This window comes from Streptomyces yangpuensis (assembly GCF_001005295.1).
In the GTDB taxonomy this organism is placed as follows: Bacteria; Actinomycetota; Actinomycetes; order Streptomycetales; family Streptomycetaceae; genus Streptomyces; species Streptomyces yangpuensis.
On record NZ_LBMK01000003.1, the window covers coordinates 124845 to 144095 of the forward strand.

Here is a 19251-nt window from a genome sequence, read left to right on the forward strand (position 1 = left end):
TCAGCGGTCGAGGCGGAAGAGCCGGGCGCCGTTGTCGTGGCAGACCGCCCGCAGCCAGTCGTCGCCCAGGCCCAGCCGTTCGAGGGCGGCGAGCTGGTGCTCGTACGGGTAGGGGATGTTCGGGAAGTCGGTGCCGAACAGGATCCGGTCGCCGAGGTCCCCGAGCCGTCCCAGGTCTGCGGGCGGGAAGCCGCTGAACCGCTCGGAGAAGTCGGTGAAGGCCATGGTCGTGTCGAGGCGCACCGTCGGGTGGCGGTCGGCGAGGTCGAGGAAGTCCGCGTACTCGGGCATGCCCATGTGGGCGATGATCAGCGGCAGCCGCGGATGGCGGGCCAGCAGGCGGGCGACCGGGCCGGGCCCGGTGTGCTTGCCGGGGACGGGACCGGAGCCGCAGTGGATCACCGTGGGGATCCCGGCCTCGGCCAGCAGCCCCCAGACGGGGTCGAGGCGGTCGTCGTTCGGGTCGTAGCCGCCGACCTGGAGGTGGGCCTTGAAGACCCGGGCGCCCGAGGCGACGGCCTGGCGGACGTAGCCGTCCACGCCCTCCTCCGGGAAGAAGGTCGCGGTGTGCAGGCAGTCGGGGGTGCGGGCCGCGAAATCGGCGGACCAGGCGTTGAGCCAGGCGGCCATCTCCGGTTTGTGCGGGTAGAGCATGGAGGTGAACGCCCGGACCCCGAACTCCCGCAGGAGCGCGACCCGCTGCTCCTCCTCGTGGCGGTAGGTGATGGGCCACTCGACGCCGGTCAGCGGCCCGATCGTGTCGAAGTAGTCCCACACCTTGTCCAAGACCCGCCGGGGCATGAAGTGCGTGTGGACGTCGACCAGTCCGGGCAGTCCGAGCCGCTCCGTGAAGGCGCGGACCGCATCAGCCGTTGCGGACAAAGCCGTGGCTCCGCTCGACGGTGGCGACATGCAGGGTGTAGCTCTCGTACCAGTCGGCGCGCCCCCGCTTCATGGCCGCCTGGTGCTGCAGGTTCTCGCGCCACACCGTGAGGGCCTCGTGGTCCCGGAAGTAGGCGACGGTGATGCCCAGACCGTCGGGGGTGCGCGCGGACTCGTAGCCGAGGTAACCGGGGATCGCCTCGACGATCTCCTCCATCCGGTCGTTGAGTTCGTCGAATCCGGTGTCGTCCGCGGTGCGGACGTTGCTGAAGACGGCCATGACATAGGGCGGTTCGAAGGCCGCCACCGGCTGAATGGTCATGCCCACCACCCTCAGCGGAGCGCCCCCGGCATGTCCACCCGAATCAGCCCCGGAAGGCCAAAGGGATCCAATTCTTGACCATGGCGTCCATGGAGCCCGTAGGTGCCGGCGGCTCTCACGGACCGTCATGATCCTTCGCGATCCTCCCCGAGACGTCAGAACAGCCCGTCCTGCCCGGCCCGAGGAGCGGCCGCGGACGGGATCCGCGCCACCGGCACCGAGGTCACCGCCCCCTCACCCGGCACGGCGAGCTCCCATCCGGCCAGCAGCCGGGTGTCGACCACGAGCCCGTCCTCGAAGTGCAGGTCGGGCCCGGCGGCGCCGACCAGCCGTCCCACGACGGCCCCGTCCGCCGCCATCTCCGCGATCACCCGGTCCGGGTCCGGGAACCCCTCCCAGCCGTCGGTGCCGAACACCGCGGCGTGGTCGGTGACTTCGCACCCCAGCCGCTCCAGCGACTCCGGCCACCCGGCCAGCGCCGCCGCCCGGCCGTGCAGCTCGGTGACCTCCCGCGCCCGCTCCGGCGCGCCCGGCAGGTGTGCCCGTACGGCGCGCTTGCGGGCGTACCCGATCCGGTCGGGCACCCCGAGCGCCGCCCGCAAAAGCTCCTCGGTGCGCCGGGCGGCCATCAGCGGCCCGCGCCCCAGCCAGGTCCACGACATCGCCCCCTGCTCCAGCAGCCGGGCGGATCGGCGCTCCTCGGCGGTGATGCCCACCTTGACCATGCCGGGCCCGAACCATGCCAGATAGACCCGGTACGTCCGCGGATCGGCGGCGTTGGTGTCGGCGGCCACGGAGAACGACCGGTCGAGGCGCGCGCACTCCGGGCACTGGGCGCTCCCGCCACGGCCGGGCACGGTGGCGGAGGCCGGACAGGGCGTCCGCTTCCCGGCCCGCCGCACGCCCAGGCAGCACCGCTCCCCGCGTGCGACGAAGGCCAGCCGCTGCCCGTACACCAGGGCGCTCGCGCGCTCGCCGCGCTCCTGGCCGTACCACCCGATGGCGGGTGCGGAGTCCTTCCACCGGATCCCGGTGCACCACCAGGTCACAGCGGGAGCGGCCGCTCGAAGAAGGTCTCCAGGACGACGGTCGCGTGCGTACCGCTGACCCCGTCGATGGCGTAGAGACGGCGCAGGACGTCCTGCAGCTGCTCGGTCGAGGCCGTGCGGACCTTCACCAGTACGGACGCGCTGCCCGCGATGATGTGCGCCTCCTGGATCTCGGGGATCGCGGCGAAGTCGTCTCCGGACTCGCCCATCCACGCGTTGGAGTCGACCATCACATAGGCCAGGACCCCGCTACCGACCGCGGCCGGATCGACGTCGACGGTGGTCCGCCGGATCACCCCGCGCTCGCGCAGTTTGCGTACGCGCTCGTGGGTGGCCCCGGCCGAAAGGCCGACAGCCGTACCGAGAGCCGCGTAGGACTGCCCGGCGTCCTGCTGCAGGCGCAGGACGAGCGCCCGGTCGATGTCGTCCACGCAATCTTCCTCTCATGGGCCTGACAACCCTTGCGAAGACGGTACATGATCCTGCAATCTCACCATCAGACCGAACATAGTTCGGCAAAACTTCCTCAGGGGGAATCATGTCTGCCATAGCCGACCTCACTTTGTACGAGATTCTGGACGAGCGCTTCAAGACGGGCCGCTGCGCCAACGGCGACGCCCGGCTGGAGCGTCTCTACGACGACTGCCGCTGGGCCGAAGGCCCGCTGTACCTGCCGGCCTGGCGGCAACTGGTGTGGAGCGACATCCCCAACGACCGGATGCTGCGCTGGGACGAGGCGACCGGAGCGGTCTCCGTCTTCCGGTCGCCCGCCGGCCACTCCAACGGCAACACCCTCGACCGCGAGGGCCGCCTGATCTCCTGCGAACAAGGCAACCGGCGCGTGACCCGCACCGAGCCCGACGGCAGCATCACCGTGATCGCCGACCGCTTCGACGGCAAGCGGCTCAACAGCCCCAACGACGCGGTGGTCCGCTCGGACGGCTCCATCTGGTTCTCCGACCCGGACTTCGGCATCACCAGCGACTACGAGGGCCATCGCGCGCCCGGCGAGATCGGCGCCTGCAACCTCTACCGGGCCGATCCCTCGACCGGCGAAGTGCGCCTGGCGGCCGACGGCTTCCTCGGCCCCAACGGCCTCGCCTTCTCCCCCGACGAGAGCGAGCTGTACGCGGCGGACACCAGGGCGGGCCACATCCGCGCCTTCAAGGTCGCCGACGACGGCACCCTCACCGGCGACCGCGTCTTCACCACCTGCCCCGGCGTCGACAACATCCGCTTCGACGACGAGGGCCGGCTGTGGGCGGCCGCGATGGAGAACGGCGTCCACTGCTATGCCACCGACGGCACCCTGATCGGCCGCCTGCGCGTCCCCGAACCCGTCTCGAACATCGCCTTCGGCGGCCCCAAGAACAACCGCCTCTTCATCACCGCCACCACCTCCCTCTACTCCCTGGTGATGTCGGTGACCGGCCTCCCCCGGGTCCTCTGAGGCTGGCCGGACAGCCGGCTACCGGGCGACGAACTGCGTCAGGACCGCCTGCACCTCGTAGATGTCGACGCCCTTGGTGAAGGCCTTCTCGATCGGCGCCGGGCTGCCGGATATCCAGATCTTCAGCTCGGCGTCGAGATCGAAGTGGCCGGCGGTCTCCACGGAGAAGTGCGTGATGCTGCGGTACGGGACGGAGTGGTACTCCACCTTCTTGCCCGTGAGCCCCTGCTTGTCGACGAGCACCAGGCGCCGGTCGGTGAACAGGATCGTGTCCCGGATCAGCAGGAAGGCGGCGTGCACCTGCTCCCCCTGCCCCAGCAGCCGCGCGTAGTCCCGCTGCGCCGACACGGGGTCGACGGTGTGCGCATTCCCGAACAGTCCCATGATTGCCCCCGTTCTCCAGCTTCGGACGATCTTCAAGAACCGTACCGACGCCACCGGGTGGTCGACGTCCCCCGCCAGAGCCATCCCGCCCCTGACATCTTCCGGGGGACCCCCTCCCCATCGAGGAGGAGATCCCGCATCCCGCCCGGCCCGTCCGGGACATGAGGAGGACGGGCATACCGAAGACGGGCATACGACAGAGGCCCCGGACTTTCGTCCGGGGCCTCTGCCCTGCTGTGCACTCGGCAGGATTCGAACCTGCAACCTTCTGATCCGTAGGCGGGTGCCCTCATGGTTGCAGGGCGTCCTGCACGGGCATCACCCCGCTTACGGAGCTGCCGGATGTCCGCCTCTGTCCGCCGCCGTCTCTGGATGTTGATGTCAGCGGTTGATGTCAACCCACCCCAGAGGAGCATCGTCCGAACCCGCTGACAGGCTCAACATCAGCCCCTAGCCTTAACCTTGAGTCGCTAGCAAAACTACTCTGAGTAGTTGCACCTACACGATCCACCCGGAGGCAGCATGGGCGGCGAGGCTGTACCCCCACGACGCACTTACAGAAACCCACCGATCGTGGAAGCTATCTGCAGCTTCACGTTCGCTCCGGATTCCCCATGGAACCCGACCATTCCGGGGAGGGTCTTCGAGCAGGTTCAAGACCGCTACCCGGACGAGCCCGAAGAGCGCACCATGCTTCAGGGAACCGTCGGCCCGGACACCGAGGCGGGTTTCAGTACACGAATCGCATTCCGCGATGGCCCTCGGGTTCTAAGCATCGGACCCAGAAATATCAGCGTACACTCCCTGGCCCCGTACGAAGGGTGGGAGTCATTTCGGCATCGCGCCATCGAAGCCCTCGATGCTTACAACAAAGTTGCAGCGGGCTCCCAGATCGTCACAATCGGCCTCCGCTACGTGAACCGAATCGTCATCCCCGATTCACAGTTCAATTTCCTTGACTACTTTACGATCGCGCAAGGATTGCCAGCCAACGGATTCCCCGGCGGGATCACTTCCTTCTTTGACCGGATGGAAGTCGCCTATAGCGGCACCCCGGAAAGGATTGTATTCACGTGGGCTAGCGACGGCGATGTCGCCGGAAACCCGGCATTTGTCATGGACTTCGACCTGACGCGCCACGGGGAAATTCTCCAAAGCGACGTTCCTCTTTTTCTCGACAACCTTAGGAGTCGAGAGCGAGCTGCTTTTGAATCCATCATTCAAGACAAGCTGCGTGAGGCTTTCGATGCAGACTCTTAAGGCGTCGCCTAGATTCTCAACTGTCAGCGCCCCTCCAGCAGACTCTGTTCACCACGGCGGCCTTCTCACGGGCTCCACCCAGCGTCATCGAGTTCCAGCGCGGAGCACGGAAGCCTTCTCTGCCGAGCTGTCGTCGCTCCTGACACGCATACGGAATCTGACCGGGCAAATCCAAAGCCTGGAAGACTCCACCCTGCGGACGATGTCTGCAGTCATCGAACAGGGCAACGCAGAAGACCAACCCGATCCGTGGGCCTACGCCGAAAGACAACTAAAGGATCTCACCTCGCTGCCCGACGGCTGGGACGGGGAAGATGCACCCCCGGTCTCACCTATGGCCGCCAAACGCGTCATGCGCCTCATCCGAGCCATCACTGACAGTAACTCTGTTTTCCCTACACTGGTCACAGACTACGAAGGTGGAGTTACTGCGGAATGGCGTTCCGGTAGACAGAGGGTCGCCATTGAAATCGACTCGACAGGCGAGGCATACCTATACGCGAACGACCCTGAAGGGAACAGCGTCCTCGAAGACCTCGTACCCTTCAATCAAGAGGCGTACAGAAAGGTCCGGATCGCCCGAAACGAGCTCTCTCGCATGTCTGCACGCGTTTCGCGGATCAATCCGAACTGGCGGTGCCTGTTTCAGTGAGCGAACCTTCCCCTACATGGGTTTGGAATGATCCCGGAATCCCTCACGAGAGTGCCGTGTATCGACGAATCCCCAATCAACCTAATTTCATGGTCCCCGACCTCGAAAGCGGAGGCCCCGGGTCTCCGGCTCCCGGAGCCTTCAAGAACGATGCCGACGGCATATCCGTCTATCGCGACGAACCCATGAAGGTGCACGGAATTTCCGTAGCGGATCTCAAAAGACGAGAAGACGATCGAGTGTTCGGTATTCGCGTCTCAGATGTCCGCAGCGCTGGCGCCGGAGTGGTCGACAGCCCGGATCCGGAAGACTCCGACGTCGGCCCCGCACACGCGTCAATTCGCTATCCGCAGGAAAAGGTCAGCAAGCCAGTCGAGCGCGGGATCCGGCTCAAGATGATCGAGGCGTGCTGGCCGGCCGAGTAGGGGTAAAGAGCCCGGAACTTATGCCGACTAAGTGGCTCTCACCTCACGATGAAACGGACAGCATCATGTTGCCGACATGGGCTTCGGATCCGCAGTCCTGTCCAACAGGCCATGGCTGGCTGCGGGCCGCGCTGGACGCTGGGCGAGCCACCCAGAGACACGCGGTCCGCCATTCACCGCACCACCTTCTCTGACAGTGCGGACGTACTCGAAGCCGTGACGTAGGTAGTAGCGGTGTAGCTCTGTGTTAGTGGTCCACGCATCGAGGCGTAGCCAGGAGGCTCCGGAACGGTGCGCTCGGTCGCCAGCCCAATCGAGCAGGCGTCCGCCGAGGTCGAGTCCCGCATGTGTCCTCGCAACGGTCAGCTTGTTCACGAACACGGAGGGCTCGGCGAGTTCTTCAGCTGACCACAAGCCTTCCTCAGCGTCAGACGTCAGCGTGATAGTCGCCGCGGTTACGTCCCCAGCACGGACCATGAAGACCGTCCCGGCCTCGATGGTGGCCAGCAGCCGATCCGCAGGGTAGGGGCGACGCCATTGATCCGAGCCAAGTTCACTCAGCCAGGCTGCCGCCTCCACGCGAAAGGCGAGCAACGTGGCAAGGTCATCAGGAGTAGCAGCCTCGATAATCACGGGCGCGCGCCCTCGATTCGTGCGGGAAGTTCACCGATCTCGTAGCTCATGCGGTTGAGGTCTCCGCGGAAGGTGGTGATCGTGCAGCGAATGACCTTGTCGCCCGCGTACCCCGTTCGGGTCCAAAGCAGCACCGGCACGCCGGCGCCCACGTCGAGGAGTCGGGACTCGTCGGGGGTCGGCATGCGTGTGGCAATCTCATCGAAGTAGCCGACCTGCGCAATCCCGGCGGCCGCCAGGTAGCGAGTCGTGCCCTCCGCGATGTCCCCCGGCTCGGCGAGGCGAGGCGCCTCCTTCACAAGCCAGTCGGGGTAGTACGTCGCCTGGGTGGACCACGGCACATCATCAACGAAGCGGTGGCAGAACCGCAGAACCGTCGTCGAGCCAACATCGACCTTGAGGCGCCCGGCAATGTAGTCCGTTGCCGGCGTCACCTCGACCCGAAACGTCTGCGTCGGGTGACGCCCAGCGTTGGTGACATCCGTGTTGTAGGCGTCGCCGTTCTGCGGAAACGTCAGGTTCTCGAAGCGGGAAGCATTCAGCTCAAAGACCTCATGCTTGCGCACCTCGTAGCCCAGGCCTTGGCTGGAAAAGATCAAACCCTCACTGACCAGCGCGTTCAGGCCTGAGCGGACCGTGTTCCTCGACGCCTCGAACCGAGTCGAGAGTTCGCTCTCGGAAGGCAGGCGAGACCCCGGCGGGTAGACGCCATTGTCGATCTCACGACGGAGGGCGTCAGCCACCTGACGGTACTTCGGCTGCTTGTTCATGGCCCCATCATGACGCACTCGCTCAACTTGTTGGTACATGTGGGCCCCATTCCCTTGACGACTCACTGTCCGTGGGTGCAGCATCACTGCATCAGCTTGTACCAACAAGTTGAGCAAGCGGTGCAGAGGGGTCAAGTATGCCCCGCCCTGCCTCGCCTAACGCACGACTTGCAAGACCAGGAGCCCCGCAGCGGACGGGGGGAGGCGGCCCGGCGCCTTGGCATTCACCGGAGGGCTTAGACCGAAAGGTCATGTCTCCATACGCCTTCGCCAGGTCCCAGACCTGAAGGAGACACACGCACTGCTCAGCCCTCCGCGCCGTTCTCGGCGCGGCCGGTTGCCTCCCCTGCCCGTCTCGCACGGGCGGGGTCGAGGGGAGCCGGATTGGTTCCACCCCCGAATGCAGTGCAGCCCCCGGCGTTGGAGCGCCGGGGGCTGCTGTTCGGGTCCCGTTCCTCTCTCGAAGGAGCAAGACCCATGAAGTCCATCGCTGCACTTCAGAACCGTGTTACCCCGTGGTCCGACGGCTTGGAGCCGTCGGACCAGGAGCTGGACGCAATCGAGCAGGAGATGCCGCTGATCCTGGCGCGCGTCGACCTGCTCGACGCGCAGATCATGACGATCGACCGCACCCCGACCGAGGTGGACGAGCGTCGGATCCGCCGGGCCCGCAACCGGGTCCTGGCGGCCCGGCGGGACCTGGCCAACCGCACCGCCGGCTCGACGGGCTCGGGGGACGCGGCATGAGCAGGCAGATCTTCGGAGCGCAGATGTCGCTGCGCTGCTGCGGCCCGACGTTCCCGGGTCGGACGGGCCGCCCGTGTTGGCAGTTGTACGTGGCCCAGACCGGGCTGGTCAGCGAGTGGCCCACCTACACGTGGCCGACGTCCACGGAGGTCCCGACGGTCGGCCGGCGGCTCGATGCGCTGACGGAGCTCGGCTTCACCCCGGCCGAGGACGCCGAGTGGGAGTGGACGGAGCACGTCGGCCCGGACTACCACCAGCACCCGGCCCGGGTGCTCCTGCTGGCTGCGGTGAAGGTCCGGCCGCTGGAAGGCGGTGTGGCATGACGTACGGCGCCCGTCTGGCGAACTCCTACTTCGGTGAGTGGGAGATCTACATCGTCATCGAGGGTCACTCCGACGACTGGCCCCTCCACTGCTTCGGCCGCACCGCGCCGACCCCCACGCTCGCCGAGCGCACGGCCGCCCTGGCCGGCCTCGGCTACGAGGCCGTGGACGGCGCAGCCTGGGAGTGGATCGAGATGGACAACGACGACACGAACGCGGTCGAGTTCCGCGGCTCGTTCGAGGTCCGCCCTATCGGGGAGGCGCTGTGAACCGCACCGCCAAGTGTGCTCTCGTCCTCGCGCTGGTGGTTGTGGTCGGCATGGCCTTCCGGGTCTCCTGGAACGCCTTGCGGGACGTCGCCAAGACGATCGGTGCGGACGACGCGGCGGCGAACCTCTATCCCTTCGTGGTCGACGGTCTGATGGCCTTGGCACTCGTCGCGGCCCTCGTGCTGACCGGCGACGCCCGCAGGTTCGCCCTGCGGGTCCTCGCCGCGTACACGCTCGCCTCGCTGGTCCTGAACTACGTCCACGGATTGGTTCCCGCCCTCCACAGCGAGGCGGTCGACTGGGGTCGACTGGCCGACTGGGATCCCGCGAACTGGGCGCTCGTGCTGCTGGCGACGTCGCTTCCGGTCGGGTCGATCTACTTCGGCTCCGACCTCGTCGCCAAGGTCCTCCACCACCGACCGGCGATCGAACCGGACCAGCAAGAATCCACCCACACCCCCGTATATCGGTCCACCCCTGAGCAGGACGAACCCCCCGCCGAGCAGCCCGAGCCGCAGGAGGAAGTGGACTCTTCCCCCGCCGCACCGATCGAGGCGATCGAGACCCGACCGCAGCTCGCCGTGGCGGCCGAAGTCACGCATCCTCGTCGGGCGACCGGTCGAGTACCCGCCGCCGCCCGATCGACCCGACCGACCCGGACGGAAGCCGAGCTGCTGGCGGAGGCACGCAGCCTGACGGAGTCCTGGCCGGTCGACAAGCTGACCGGTGAGGGGATCCGCAAGGCACTGCGTACCTCGCCGGCGAAGGCCCGGATCGTACGGGAGACGTTGAAGGCGGAGCGCGAACGCGACGCGGCCGCGGCGGTGACCGGATGAGCCTTCGGATCGGTTCGCTGTGCACCGGCTACGGCGGCCTGGACATGGCCGTCCAAACCGTCCTGGGCGGCTCTCCCGTATGGGTCGCTGACAACGACCCGGGCGCCTCGCGGATCCTGGCCCACCACTTCCCCACCGTGCTGAACCTGGGGGACCTGACCGTCGTCGACTGGCACCAGGTCGAGCCCGTCGACATCGTCTGCGGCGGGTATCCGTGCCAGCCGTTCAGTTCCGCCGGCAAGCGCAAGGGAGTCGCCGATGACCGGCACATCTGGCCCCACATCGCCCGTGCCCTTGGCGTTCTTCGACCCCGCTACGCGGTCTTTGAGAACGTCGCAGGGCACCTTTCCCTCGGATTCGACACCGTCCTCGCCGACCTTGCCGCCCTCGGGTTCGATGCACGGTGGGCTTGTGTACGCGCGTCGGACGTCGGTGCCGCCCACCAGCGCAACCGGCTCTTCCTCCTCGCCTGGCCTGCCGACACCCAGGGCTCGGGACGCGAAGGGCCGGGGCTTCCCGGACGGCCTGCCGGCCGTCGCCTCACTGCTGCCCACCCCCTCGACGTCGGAGGCGGCCGGCACCGGCCACGCGGCACAGGGCGGGATGAACCTTCGGCACGTGGTCTCGCTGCTGCCCACACCGGTGGTCGGCGACTCCAAGGGCGCCCGGCAGGCGACAGCCCGGAATCCGCGCAGCAGTTCACCCACGCTGTCGGACCTGTCGTTCGCGAAGCTGTTGCCGACGCCGAGGGCGACGGACGGCAGCAAGGGCGGGCCGAACCAGCGGGGCAGCAAGGGGGACTTGACGCTCCCCTCGGCGGCCCACCGGATTGGGGCTCCTACGCCCCCGCCATCGCCAGGTGGGAAGGCGTCGCCGGACGCTCCGCTCCCCGGCCAACTGACTCTCTGGGACGACTGAGCCCGCCCTTTGTCGAGTGGCTGATGGGTCTGCCCGCCGGCCACGTCACCGACGTCCCCGGCCTCTCCCGGACCGCCCAGCTCAAAGCACTCGGCAACGGCGTCGTCCCCCAGCAGGCCACCGCCGCCCTACACACCCTCATGAACGCCGACGAAGCGGCCGCGGCCGCCTGAACCCCTTCCGAAGGGAGACGCTCGTGAACCACCTGCCCGAACCCGCCCACGTCGTCCGGCTCCCCGACGGCACCCACGTCTACGCCGACCAGATGCCCGCCACCCTCCAGGGCCCGCAGGTCGTTCACCAGCACATCCACCAGGCCGCCCCTGACCGGACCGTTCAGCGCCTGGCGCTCGGTTCCGGGATCGGCGCCGGAGCCGTCGCGGCCGGCGTGTACTTCGGACCGCTCCTGATCGCCGCGCTGACCGCGATCGCTGCGAACTTCGCGTTCCTGGCCTTCCTCGCGCTGATCCTCGGTTGGGGTGTCCACACCGTCGTGAAGTCGATCGGCGGCTCCCACGGCGAGGCCGCCGTGAAGAACGTCGGCAAGGCCGCCAAGCTCGCCCGCCGCCGTCGCTGACGGCTGCCCGATCCACCCGCCACGGCGGGTGGTGAGGGGAGCCGGACAGACCGGCCCGCGGAAGGAGTCCCGTGATGGCGAAGGACCCGAAGTTCACCGCCAAGGAGATCACCCAGCTCGGCTGGTACACGGCCCGGATGGCCAAGCGCGGTATCGCCGGGGAGAACGTCCACCTCGGCGACCTGCAGAAGAAGGTCGACCGGATCATCGACGGCGCCCGCGACCGCGAGGCCCAGNAACGTCCACCTCGGCGACCTGCAGAAGAAGGTCGACCGGATCATCGACGGCGCCCGCGACCGCGAGGCCCAGCAGGCCGCCGACGCCGCCGAGGGCGAGAAGGCCGCCCGCAAGGCCCGCGCCAAGAACGGCAAGACCCGCAAGTAGCTGTGCCCCGGGGCGGCCGCCCCTTCTCGCCAAAGAACGCCGGCCGCCCCGGGCCCTACCCACCCCGCCAGTCAGCGAGAGCAGGAGTTCTCAGCATGACCGATTCCCCGACCACGCACCTGCGGGCCGTCCCGGACGAGGATGTCGAGCCGGTGATCCCAAAGATGGTCGACAACCCGGACCTGCCCGACCCCAAGATGCGTGAAGAGAAGCGCAAGCCGGTCGTGGCCGGGTGGCTGACCAACCGGCGGGACTTCGCCGCCACCGCCCGGCACGCCGGCGCGAACCTCGGCTACGCCACCCTCTTCCACGGCGTCCGCCTGCCCGTCTACGCCGCCCGGCTCGGCATCCGCTCCCCGCGGGGCGCCTGCCGGTTCATCGCCTCGACCAACCGGTGGGTGTGGGACCGCGAGGCCGCGCCGCTGCGGGACTTCGCGGTCCGTACCGAGGACGTCGACGAGTACATGCGCTTGGCCAAGCTGCGCCAGGGCCGCATCCGTCTGCGCGGGCTGGTCACCCTCGTCGCCGCCGTCTTCGGTGTTGGTTTCGCCCTGTGGCTGTACGTCCTGGCCCCCGTCTACCTGTACGCGTTCGCCGCCGGCGGCGTGCTCCTCCTTGGCCTGGCCGGGCAGCAGCCCGACGCCCCGGTCATCGGCCCGGCCGTCCTGAAGACCGAGCTGCAGAAGATGACCGGCTCGATCGTGCTGCGCGGTCTGGACAGCATCGGCAACGCGAAGATCTCCGCCGCCATCAAGAAGGGCGGCGACATGAACGGGCTCCGCTTCACCTCGGAGATCGTGAGGGACGGGCCCGGCTACCGCGCCGACCTCGACCTCCCATATGGCGTGACGCCCGAGGACATCATGGAGGCCCGCAAGCCGCTCGCCTCCGGCTTGCGCCGCAAGGTCGGCTGCGTCTGGCCGTCGCCGGATCCGACGGAGCACGAGGGACGGCTGATCCTGTGGGTCGGGGACAAGCCGATGAACGAGACCACCAAACCCGCCTGGCCGCTCCTGAAGTCCGGTCAGGTGGACCTGTTCAAGCCGGTCGTGTTCGGCAACGACCAGCGCATGCGGGACGTGTCCGTGACCCTCATGTTCGCCTCCGTGGTCGTCGGCTCCATCCCCCGCATGGGCAAGACGTTCCTGATGCGCCTGTTCCTGCTCATCGCTGCCCTCGACCCGCGGGCCGAACTGCACGCGTTCGACTTCAAGGGCACCGGCGACTTCGGCGCCCTGGAGCCGGTCTGCCACCGCTACCGCGCCGGCGAAGAGGGCGAGGACATCGAGTACGTCGTCCAGGCCCTGCGAGAGCTGAAGGACGAACTGCGCCGCCGGGCCAAGGTCATCAAGTCCCTGCCCCGCTCGCGCTGCCCCCAGTCGAAAGTCACGCCCGAACTGGCCTCGGACAAGACGCTCGGCCTGCACCCGATCGTCATCGCCCTGGACGAGTGCCAGGTGCCGTTCGAGCACGACAAGTACGGCCAGGAGATCGAGGACATCTGCGCCGACATCACCAAGCGCGGCCCGGCCCTGGGCATGGTCGGCATGTTCGGCACCCAGCGGCCCGACGCCAAGTCCCTGCCTACCAACATCTCCGCGAACGCCGTCCTCAGGTTCGCCCTCAAGGTCATGGGGCAGCCCGCCAACGACATGATCCTCGGCACGTCCATGTACAAGGCGGGGTACCGGGCGACGATGTTCTCCCGCTCCGACCGCGGCATCTGCTGGATGGCTGGCGAGGGAGACGACCCCCGCATCGTCGCCTCAGCGTTCGTCGACGCCGTCGGAGCCGAGCAGGTCGTGACCCGTGCACGGAAGATGCGTGACGAGTACGGCAACGTCACCGGGCACGCCATCGGCAAGGGCCCCGAAGCCACCGCCGGACTCGACATCCTCGCCGATGTCCTGGCGGTGATCCCCGCGGACGAGGACGCGGTGTGGTGCGAGCGGATCGCCGCCCGCCTCACCGGCTTGCGCCCCGACGCGTACGCGGGGTGGAAGGGCGAGAACGTCACGGCCGCCCTCAAGCCCTGGGGCATCAAGCCCGGCCAGGTCTGGGGCCAGACCGACGAGGGCGAGGGCAAGAACCGGCGCGGCATCAAGCGCGCCGACATCACCACCGCCATCACTCGCCGTGACGCCGACAGGGCCGCCGCCTGACCCTCGAACCGGTGCTAGACCTAGCAGCCGCCGCCGCTAGGTCTAGCACCCCCGCTAGCACCCCATCACGCCGCTGACCTGCGAACTAGCGTCTAGCGGCCCACCTGCGAAAAGCCCGGAAACCGCCCCAGCCATGGGAAGGACCCCGCATGCTCATCGCTAGCACCGCCCTCATCCTCGCCACCCTCGCCGGTTACACCGTGTTGTGCATGGCCAGCCCCTTCGGGACCTGCCGCAAGTGCGACGGAGAAGGCGCCAAGCTCACCGTCAACCGCGCCGGGAAGATCAAACGGGTCAAGCCCTGCCGCCGCTGCAAAGGCCACGGCAAGCGCCTGCGCGTCGGGCGCCGCCTGCACAAGCAGAGCCGCGAACTCCACCGCGCCGGCGACCGCTGACCCCGGACAGCACAAAGCCGGTGGCCGCCCGCCATAAGGCGGACCCCTCGCCTAGCTGGCGACAGGTTGGCGCGACCACCGGCACTCGAAACCCGCCCACGAGGGGCGAACCGTCCACACCCTATCGCGCCCAACTCCCGCACTGGAGACCAGCCGTGGCCATCACCGTCTCGCTCGTCGCGCTCTTCGGACTCGTCCTGTACTTCCTCCTGCGCTCCCACAGCCTCAGCGCGGGCAGCGCGTTCGTCGCCGCCGGGTTCGGGTTCTTCCTCGCCTCGACCGGCGCCGCGGGCCCCATCAACGAGATGGCCAACGCCATCGTCCATGCCATCCCCAACCTCTAGGGACCACTGACCACTCGCTCCACACCCAAGGCAAAGGGCGGCCCCGTCTCGCCAAAGTCCGGGGCCGCCCTCATCCAGCACGCTCAAAGAACTGGAGACACAAGCATGGCCCACCCGACCGACTTCCCGCGAGACCCCGCCCGTCCGGCCTTACCGCCGCACCTGCGTACGGCGCTGTGGCTCGCCGAACTGGGCCTGCCCGTGATGCCGCTGCGGGAGGGCAAGCAGCCCTTCGGGAACTGCCGCACCTGCACGCGCTCGGCCTGCGGGGACCGGCCCCACATGAAGGCCGCCGGCCCGTGTGAGTGCCCTGCTCCCTGCCACGGCTGGGCCGCCGCCACCGCTGACCCGGACGTGCTCGCCTCACCTGCGTGGGCAGCGGCCTGGAGGAAGGCCACGGCCGTCGCCTATCACCCTGGTGGAGCGGCGCTGACCGTCGTCGACCTCGACGACGCCGACGCGGTCGCATGGGCCCGCCAGACTCTCCCGGCGACCAAGACCGTGCCCACGACGCGCGGAGAGCACTGGGTCTATCTCGGCGCCATGACCTCCCGCAACGACGTACGGCCTGGCGTGGACATCAAGTCCGCAATGGCATACGCGCGCTGGCTCGGTCCTGGCATCGGGACCATGACGCGGTTGCCGGATGTTGTGCGGGCACTCGCGGTCAAAGAGCCCGCCACGGTTCCGGCTGCATCGTGCGCCGTCACGGTGCCTGCACCGCTGGGGGATGCGGTGTGCCGTCACCGCTCGCCCGCCTATCTGGAGCGCGGTATCGCGATGGCGGAGCAGCGCATCAAGGAGGCACCCGGCGCTATCCACAGGACCGTGTACCGGATGTTCCTCGCGGTGCTGTCCGCGCACGGCCAGTGCGGCTGCCTCGCCCAGGCGCACATCGACCGGCTGTTCACCGTGGCGCAGGAGAAGGGCGAGTCGTTGCGGCACTGCGAGGACGCCTGGTCCAACGCGCGCATGAAGCTGGGGATGTAGGCATGCCCGAGGAGGAGAAGACGCCGGCCCGCGAGGTCATCACGGAGTACGCGCAGGCGCACTTCCGGTACTTCCGCACCGCCGACGGGACCGTGTACGCGCAGAAGAACGGCCACCCCGTGGCCCGGCCGATCCGCTCGCAGGGAACCGCGGGCAGTCACCGCCAGGAGCTGATGGTGGGGCTCTTCGCCGACGGTCTCGGTGTGTTCAACGGAACCGCTCTCAAGGAGGCTCTGGACTTGATCGAGGCACTGGCCATGAGTGAGAAGGTGCAGCCCGTCCACATCCGCGTGGCGCCCGGGTTCGACGGTGCGACATGGCTGGACCTGGGCCGCAACGACGGCAAGTCTGTCCGCATCCACCCCACCGGGTGGGACATCCTCACCCCCGACCCGCAGGAAGTGTGCTGGCGGCGCACGCAGCTCACCGGGGAGCTGCCCCTGCCGGCCAAGGACACCGACGGCAAGGGCATCGACCTCCTGATGCGGCTGTGCAACTTCGCCAACGCCCAGACCGAGAGCCTGGTCATCGCCTGGCTCATCGGCTGCCTGGGGCCGTCCGTGCCCGTCCCCGCCCCGTTCCTGACCGGCCCCCAGGGGGCGGGCAAGTCCACCGGCGCGCGGATGCTCCTGCGGATCATCGAGGGCATGAGCAGTGACCTGCGCCGCGCCCCGAAGGACGAGGAGAACCTGATCGCGGCCGTGGCCGCCGGCTGGGTCACCGCCCTGGACAACCTCTCGCACCTGGGACCGGACCTGTCCGACCTCATGTGCTGCATCGTCACCGGGGCCGAGACCATCAAGCGGGCCCTGTTCACCGATGGCGACGTGGTCCGCTCCCGCTACCGCAAGCCGCTGCTGCTGACCGGCATCGACGTGGGCGTCATCCGCCCCGACCTCGCCGAACGGCTCCTCCCGCTCCGGCTGGAACGGCCGAGCGTGCGGCGGACCGAGGCGGAGCTGTGGGCGGAGTTCGAGGACGTCCTGCCGGTCATCCTCGGCTCCCTCCTCGACCTCACGGCCAAGGTCCGGGCCGTGCAGGCCGAAATCCCGACCGACCTGCGCATGGCCGACTTCGCCCACCTGTGCGCGCAGCTCGACGCGGCCACCGGCCTCGGAGCGCTGGGCGCCTACCGGGCCGCCCTGGACGACCTCAACGACGACGTCATCGAAGGCGACCTGCTCGCCCAAACGGTTCTCAAGCACGCCGCCGGCAACGAGCCGGGCCAGGAGGTGCGGATGACTTCGGCCGAGTGGCTGCACGCCATCACGCAGCTCTACACCGGCGAGGACTGCCGGCCCCTGCCCAAGGGATGGCCCACCACCGGCAAGGTCTTCTCCGACCGTCTAAAGCGGCTTCAGCCGACCCTCGCCGCCCGCGGCGTCCTCTTCGACTGGGGCCGCACCAACACGGCCCGCTACATCGAGATGACCCGCCCGGCCGCCCCGCCGCCGGACCAGCAGCAGGCCGCGTTCTAGCCGTCCGGCAATGACCGACCTGCACAAGCAAGAGGAGCACCCGGCACAGGCCGCGCGTGCTCCTCTTGCTGTTCCGGCGGCTTGCCGCCGCTGCACTGGACGTGCCGCGTAGCGGCTCCTCCTTCACGTTCTGAGACGCACCGCACCACAACAGAAACCACCCCTCTTTTTTCCTAAGAGAAAAGACGCTGCGTCACCTGCGTCACGACAGGCAGCCAAACGATCGATGACCTGCGGATACACCGGTGACGCAGACGGCCACCGACTGCGTCACCTCGCGTCACCTGCGTCACCGGCCTGCGTCACGCGGCGCTGCGGGTGACGCAGGCCGGTGACACACGCCGCCCCCTTGCGTCACGGAAAACCGCAGGTCAGACAGCCGAGTGACACAGATGACGCAGTGACGCAGAAATCCGGACCTCGGACAGGCGCAGGCGGCCCGAACCGCGCCTCAGCCCGTGCCCAACTCGCCCAGCACCTGTGCCCCAGCGGGACCAGCAGCCAGGAGGCAGCCGTGTTCACCGTCCTGCCCACGACCCACCAAACGCTCACCGTCCCCGAGGCCATGGCGGCCCTGCGGTACAGCCGCAGCAAGGTCTACGACCTCATCCGCTCGGGAGCCCTGCCCAGCTTCACCGAGGGACGCGCACGGCGTATCCCCGCCGACTCACTGCACACGTACATCCGTAACCGACTTGAGGAGGCTGCCTGATGGCCAAGCGACGCGCTAATGGCGAAGGCACCATCACGAAGCGCAGCGACGGCCGCTATCAGGCTGCGGCTTACGTCTTCCGCCCCGACGGCACCCGCGTCCGAAAGTTCGCCTACGGCAAGACCCGTGACGAGGTCAGCGTCAAGCTCATCGAGATGCAGGACAAGACCCACAAGGGGATCCCTGCCGCCACGTCCACGATGGCACTCGGCGACTACCTCACGTACTGGCTCGCTGCCGTCGCTCCGAACCGCCTGAAGCCCGCGACCTTGAACAGTTACGAGGGGCTGACCCGCCTCTACATCCGGCCGGCGCTCGGGAAGAAGCGTCTCAACCGGCTGTCCCCCGCCGACATCCGACTCTTCCTGACCGACTTCAAGAGCGGGTGTCTCTGCTGCCTGCGAGGAGCGGACGCGGCGCGGGCTGAGGGTGACCGGAACTGCTGCGCCGTGAACCGGTGCTGCAAGCGCAGCCCATCCGCCCGGACCGTCCAGTACGTCCACGCGGTTCTGCGCTCCGCTCTTCAGCAGGCAGTCCGGGAAGAACTCATCGCGCGCAACGTCGCCGGGATCGTGGAGACCCCCACAGTGAAGAGGGAAGAAGTGCACCCGCTGACCGCCGGAGAAACCCGGATGCTCCTCAGGGCTGCCCGCCCACACCGCCTCTCCGCGCTGTGGCTGCTGCTGGTGTCCACGGGACTCCGGCGGGGCGAGGCCCTGGCCCTTACGTGGTCTGACATAGACCTGGCCGCCGGACAGCTCCGGGTGCGCAGAAACCTCCAGAGGATCCGACGTGAGCTGATCTTCGGCACGCCCAAGACCGCCCGGTCCCTGCGAACGATCTCCCTGCCGAAGCGCTGCGTGGAAGCCCTGAAGGCCCACAAGACGGCGCAGGACGAGGAGCAGCTGATCGCGGGCAAGAAGTGGCAGCCGCTCGACCACCAGCCGAGCGGGCTGATCTTCACCACCGCCACGGGGCGCCCGACCGACCCGCGCAGCCTGAATCGAATGCTCACGCTCCTGTGCTCCAAGGCCAAGGTCCGGCGGGTGCGGGTGCACGACCTGCGCCACACCTGCGCCTCACTGCTGCTCGCTCAGGGCGTCGACGCGCGCACGATCATGGAGACGCTCGGCCACAGCACGATCACGATGACGCTCGATACCTACGCCCACGTCATGGAGTCGACCCTGCGCGCAGCCGCCGAGCGGATGGAGGACGCACTGGGGATCGAAGATTCACTCGAAGAGGAGGGTGCGGCTCCCGGCGAGCCGCCGGCCGCCTGATGGAGT

26 protein-coding genes are annotated in these 19251 nt (G+C 68.3%); 19 read left to right on the top strand and 7 right to left on the bottom strand.

Annotated features, from left to right (window positions below; all coding sequences use genetic code 11):
• The 4 genes from AAT21_RS15825 to AAT21_RS15840 all read right to left on the bottom strand — a co-directional run bounded on the left by AAT21_RS15825 (nt 1) and on the right by AAT21_RS15840 (nt 2684).
• On the bottom strand, nt 1-912 hold the full coding sequence (locus AAT21_RS15825; RefSeq protein ID WP_046777548.1) for an amidohydrolase family protein: 912 nt from the start codon (nt 910-912) through the stop codon (nt 1-3).
• Nucleotides 866-1204, bottom strand: a complete 339-nt coding sequence (locus AAT21_RS15830; protein WP_046777549.1) for an antibiotic biosynthesis monooxygenase family protein — start codon at nt 1202-1204, stop codon at nt 866-868. Before AAT21_RS15830 ends, AAT21_RS15825 begins: the two co-directional genes overlap by 47 nt.
• A gap of 155 nt (nt 1205-1359) precedes the next feature.
• Complete coding sequence (locus AAT21_RS15835) at nt 1360-2253, bottom strand: DUF2797 domain-containing protein (protein ID WP_046777550.1); 894 nt, start codon at nt 2251-2253, stop codon at nt 1360-1362.
• Nucleotides 2250-2684, bottom strand: coding sequence for an Lrp/AsnC family transcriptional regulator (locus tag AAT21_RS15840; protein ID WP_030956979.1), 435 nt, complete (start codon nt 2682-2684; stop codon nt 2250-2252). Before AAT21_RS15840 ends, AAT21_RS15835 begins: the two co-directional genes overlap by 4 nt.
• Nucleotides 2685-2791: 107 nt before the next feature.
• Here AAT21_RS15840 and AAT21_RS15845 point away from each other — a divergent pair, with 107 nt between their 5' ends.
• Nucleotides 2792-3703 carry an SMP-30/gluconolactonase/LRE family protein gene (locus tag AAT21_RS15845; protein ID WP_046777551.1) on the top strand — a complete coding sequence of 304 codons (912 nt, stop codon included), beginning with the start codon at nt 2792-2794 and terminating at the stop codon, nt 3701-3703.
• Nucleotides 3704-3721: 18 nt separating this feature from the next.
• Here AAT21_RS15845 and AAT21_RS15850 read toward each other — a convergent pair whose 3' ends face one another.
• On the bottom strand, nt 3722-4087 hold the full coding sequence (locus AAT21_RS15850) for a PH domain-containing protein (RefSeq protein WP_046777552.1): 366 nt from the start codon (nt 4085-4087) through the stop codon (nt 3722-3724).
• Between the two features lie 522 nt (nt 4088-4609).
• On the opposite strand from AAT21_RS15850, the gene AAT21_RS15855 reads away from it, so the two are divergent.
• From AAT21_RS15855 to AAT21_RS37580, 3 genes are all read left to right on the top strand, one after another.
• Nucleotides 4610-5347, top strand: a complete 738-nt coding sequence (locus AAT21_RS15855) for a TIGR04255 family protein (protein WP_079025734.1) — start codon at nt 4610-4612, stop codon at nt 5345-5347.
• A gap of 202 nt (nt 5348-5549) precedes the next feature.
• Entirely contained in the window at nt 5550-5999 is a 450-nt protein-coding gene (locus AAT21_RS37575) for a hypothetical protein (RefSeq protein ID WP_157879719.1), read from the top strand.
• Between the two features lie 89 nt (nt 6000-6088).
• The gene (locus tag AAT21_RS37580; protein ID WP_157879720.1) at nt 6089-6424 is read left to right on the top strand and encodes a hypothetical protein; all 336 of its coding nucleotides are present in this window, start codon (nt 6089-6091) and stop codon (nt 6422-6424) included.
• 63 nt (nt 6425-6487) lie between these two features.
• On the opposite strand, the gene AAT21_RS39020 is transcribed toward AAT21_RS37580, so the two are convergent.
• Together AAT21_RS39020 and AAT21_RS15860 are read right to left on the bottom strand one after the other, a co-directional pair.
• Complete coding sequence (locus tag AAT21_RS39020) at nt 6488-7057, bottom strand: GNAT family N-acetyltransferase (protein ID WP_079025735.1); 570 nt, start codon at nt 7055-7057, stop codon at nt 6488-6490.
• Nucleotides 7054-7827 carry a GntR family transcriptional regulator gene (locus tag AAT21_RS15860; RefSeq protein WP_046777554.1) on the bottom strand — a complete coding sequence of 258 codons (774 nt, stop codon included), beginning with the start codon at nt 7825-7827 and terminating at the stop codon, nt 7054-7056. The genes AAT21_RS39020 and AAT21_RS15860 overlap by 4 nt, the downstream gene beginning before the upstream one ends.
• 477 nt (nt 7828-8304) lie before the next feature.
• Between AAT21_RS15860 and AAT21_RS15865 the strand changes: the two genes are divergently transcribed.
• The 15 genes from AAT21_RS15865 (at nt 8305) to AAT21_RS15925 (ending at nt 19245) form a co-directional block, all read left to right on the top strand.
• On the top strand, nt 8305-8574 hold the full coding sequence (locus AAT21_RS15865) for a DUF6284 family protein (protein WP_046777555.1): 270 nt from the start codon (nt 8305-8307) through the stop codon (nt 8572-8574).
• Nucleotides 8571-8897 (top strand): DUF6303 family protein, encoded by a 327-nt coding sequence (locus AAT21_RS15870; RefSeq protein WP_052757832.1) that lies wholly within the window; start codon nt 8571-8573, stop codon nt 8895-8897. The genes AAT21_RS15865 and AAT21_RS15870 overlap by 4 nt, the downstream gene beginning before the upstream one ends.
• Complete coding sequence (locus AAT21_RS15875) at nt 8894-9166, top strand: DUF6303 family protein (protein ID WP_046777556.1); 273 nt, start codon at nt 8894-8896, stop codon at nt 9164-9166. The genes AAT21_RS15870 and AAT21_RS15875 overlap by 4 nt, the downstream gene beginning before the upstream one ends.
• Nucleotides 9163-10002: a DUF2637 domain-containing protein gene (locus AAT21_RS15880; protein ID WP_046777557.1), complete on the top strand. Its 840-nt coding sequence runs from the start codon at nt 9163-9165 to the stop codon at nt 10000-10002. Before AAT21_RS15875 ends, AAT21_RS15880 begins: the two co-directional genes overlap by 4 nt.
• Nucleotides 9999-11093 (top strand): DNA cytosine methyltransferase, encoded by a 1095-nt coding sequence (locus AAT21_RS15885; RefSeq protein WP_046777558.1) that lies wholly within the window; start codon nt 9999-10001, stop codon nt 11091-11093. Before AAT21_RS15880 ends, AAT21_RS15885 begins: the two co-directional genes overlap by 4 nt.
• 23 nt (nt 11094-11116) lie before the next feature.
• A complete protein-coding gene (locus AAT21_RS15890; RefSeq protein ID WP_046777559.1) occupies nt 11117-11497 on the top strand; it encodes a DUF6251 family protein in 381 nt (126 codons plus the stop codon).
• A 74-nt stretch (nt 11498-11571) separates the two neighbouring features.
• On the top strand, nt 11572-11733 hold a 162-nt coding region (locus AAT21_RS39700; RefSeq protein WP_268768186.1), incomplete at its 3' end, for a DUF6257 family protein.
• Nucleotides 11734-11752: 19 nt separating this feature from the next.
• Nucleotides 11753-11881 (top strand): hypothetical protein, encoded by a 129-nt coding sequence (locus AAT21_RS40010; protein WP_412180326.1) that lies wholly within the window; start codon nt 11753-11755, stop codon nt 11879-11881.
• A 95-nt stretch (nt 11882-11976) separates the two neighbouring features.
• Entirely contained in the window at nt 11977-14043 is a 2067-nt protein-coding gene (locus AAT21_RS15895) for a cell division protein FtsK (protein WP_046777560.1), read from the top strand.
• 149 nt (nt 14044-14192) lie between these two features.
• The gene (locus AAT21_RS15900; RefSeq protein ID WP_046777561.1) at nt 14193-14438 is read left to right on the top strand and encodes a hypothetical protein; all 246 of its coding nucleotides are present in this window, start codon (nt 14193-14195) and stop codon (nt 14436-14438) included.
• Between the two features lie 155 nt (nt 14439-14593).
• On the top strand, nt 14594-14782 hold the full coding sequence (locus AAT21_RS15905; RefSeq protein ID WP_030742441.1) for a hypothetical protein: 189 nt from the start codon (nt 14594-14596) through the stop codon (nt 14780-14782).
• Nucleotides 14783-14887: 105 nt separating this feature from the next.
• Nucleotides 14888-15772 carry a bifunctional DNA primase/polymerase gene (locus AAT21_RS15910; RefSeq protein WP_046777562.1) on the top strand — a complete coding sequence of 295 codons (885 nt, stop codon included), beginning with the start codon at nt 14888-14890 and terminating at the stop codon, nt 15770-15772.
• Between the two features lie 2 nt (nt 15773-15774).
• On the top strand, nt 15775-17250 hold the full coding sequence (locus AAT21_RS15915) for a hypothetical protein (protein WP_046777563.1): 1476 nt from the start codon (nt 15775-15777) through the stop codon (nt 17248-17250).
• A 514-nt stretch (nt 17251-17764) separates the two neighbouring features.
• A complete protein-coding gene (locus AAT21_RS15920) occupies nt 17765-17962 on the top strand; it encodes a helix-turn-helix domain-containing protein (protein ID WP_030647177.1) in 198 nt (65 codons plus the stop codon).
• Nucleotides 17962-19245, top strand: a complete 1284-nt coding sequence (locus AAT21_RS15925; RefSeq protein WP_046777564.1) for a tyrosine-type recombinase/integrase — start codon at nt 17962-17964, stop codon at nt 19243-19245. The genes AAT21_RS15920 and AAT21_RS15925 overlap by 1 nt, the downstream gene beginning before the upstream one ends.
• Nucleotides 19246-19251 lie beyond the last annotated feature (6 nt).

What these genes read in the sequence shown, in the direction of transcription:
- AAT21_RS15915 (WP_046777563.1), top strand. Translation starts at nt 15,775, where the DNA reads ATGCCCGAGGAGGAGAAGACGCCGGCCCGCGAGGTCATCACGGAGTAC.
- AAT21_RS15845 (WP_046777551.1), top strand. Translation starts at nt 2,792, where the DNA reads ATGTCTGCCATAGCCGACCTCACTTTGTACGAGATTCTGGACGAGCGC.
- AAT21_RS15885 (WP_046777558.1), top strand. Translation starts at nt 9,999, where the DNA reads ATGAGCCTTCGGATCGGTTCGCTGTGCACCGGCTACGGCGGCCTGGAC.
- AAT21_RS37580 (WP_157879720.1), top strand. Translation starts at nt 6,089, where the DNA reads ATGGTCCCCGACCTCGAAAGCGGAGGCCCCGGGTCTCCGGCTCCCGGA.
- AAT21_RS15910 (WP_046777562.1), top strand. Translation starts at nt 14,888, where the DNA reads ATGGCCCACCCGACCGACTTCCCGCGAGACCCCGCCCGTCCGGCCTTA.
- AAT21_RS15830 (WP_046777549.1), bottom strand. Translation starts at nt 1,204, where the DNA reads ATGACCATTCAGCCGGTGGCGGCCTTCGAACCGCCCTATGTCATGGCC.
- AAT21_RS15860 (WP_046777554.1), bottom strand. Translation starts at nt 7,827, where the DNA reads ATGAACAAGCAGCCGAAGTACCGTCAGGTGGCTGACGCCCTCCGTCGT.
- AAT21_RS15855 (WP_079025734.1), top strand. Translation starts at nt 4,610, where the DNA reads ATGGGCGGCGAGGCTGTACCCCCACGACGCACTTACAGAAACCCACCG.
- AAT21_RS37575 (WP_157879719.1), top strand. Translation starts at nt 5,550, where the DNA reads ATGTCTGCAGTCATCGAACAGGGCAACGCAGAAGACCAACCCGATCCG.
- AAT21_RS15850 (WP_046777552.1), bottom strand. Translation starts at nt 4,087, where the DNA reads ATGGGACTGTTCGGGAATGCGCACACCGTCGACCCCGTGTCGGCGCAG.
- AAT21_RS15895 (WP_046777560.1), top strand. Translation starts at nt 11,977, where the DNA reads ATGACCGATTCCCCGACCACGCACCTGCGGGCCGTCCCGGACGAGGAT.
- AAT21_RS15925 (WP_046777564.1), top strand. Translation starts at nt 17,962, where the DNA reads ATGGCCAAGCGACGCGCTAATGGCGAAGGCACCATCACGAAGCGCAGC.
- AAT21_RS15825 (WP_046777548.1), bottom strand. Translation starts at nt 912, where the DNA reads ATGTCGCCACCGTCGAGCGGAGCCACGGCTTTGTCCGCAACGGCTGAT.
- AAT21_RS15865 (WP_046777555.1), top strand. Translation starts at nt 8,305, where the DNA reads ATGAAGTCCATCGCTGCACTTCAGAACCGTGTTACCCCGTGGTCCGAC.
- AAT21_RS15900 (WP_046777561.1), top strand. Translation starts at nt 14,193, where the DNA reads ATGCTCATCGCTAGCACCGCCCTCATCCTCGCCACCCTCGCCGGTTAC.
- AAT21_RS15870 (WP_052757832.1), top strand. Translation starts at nt 8,571, where the DNA reads ATGAGCAGGCAGATCTTCGGAGCGCAGATGTCGCTGCGCTGCTGCGGC.
- AAT21_RS15875 (WP_046777556.1), top strand. Translation starts at nt 8,894, where the DNA reads ATGACGTACGGCGCCCGTCTGGCGAACTCCTACTTCGGTGAGTGGGAG.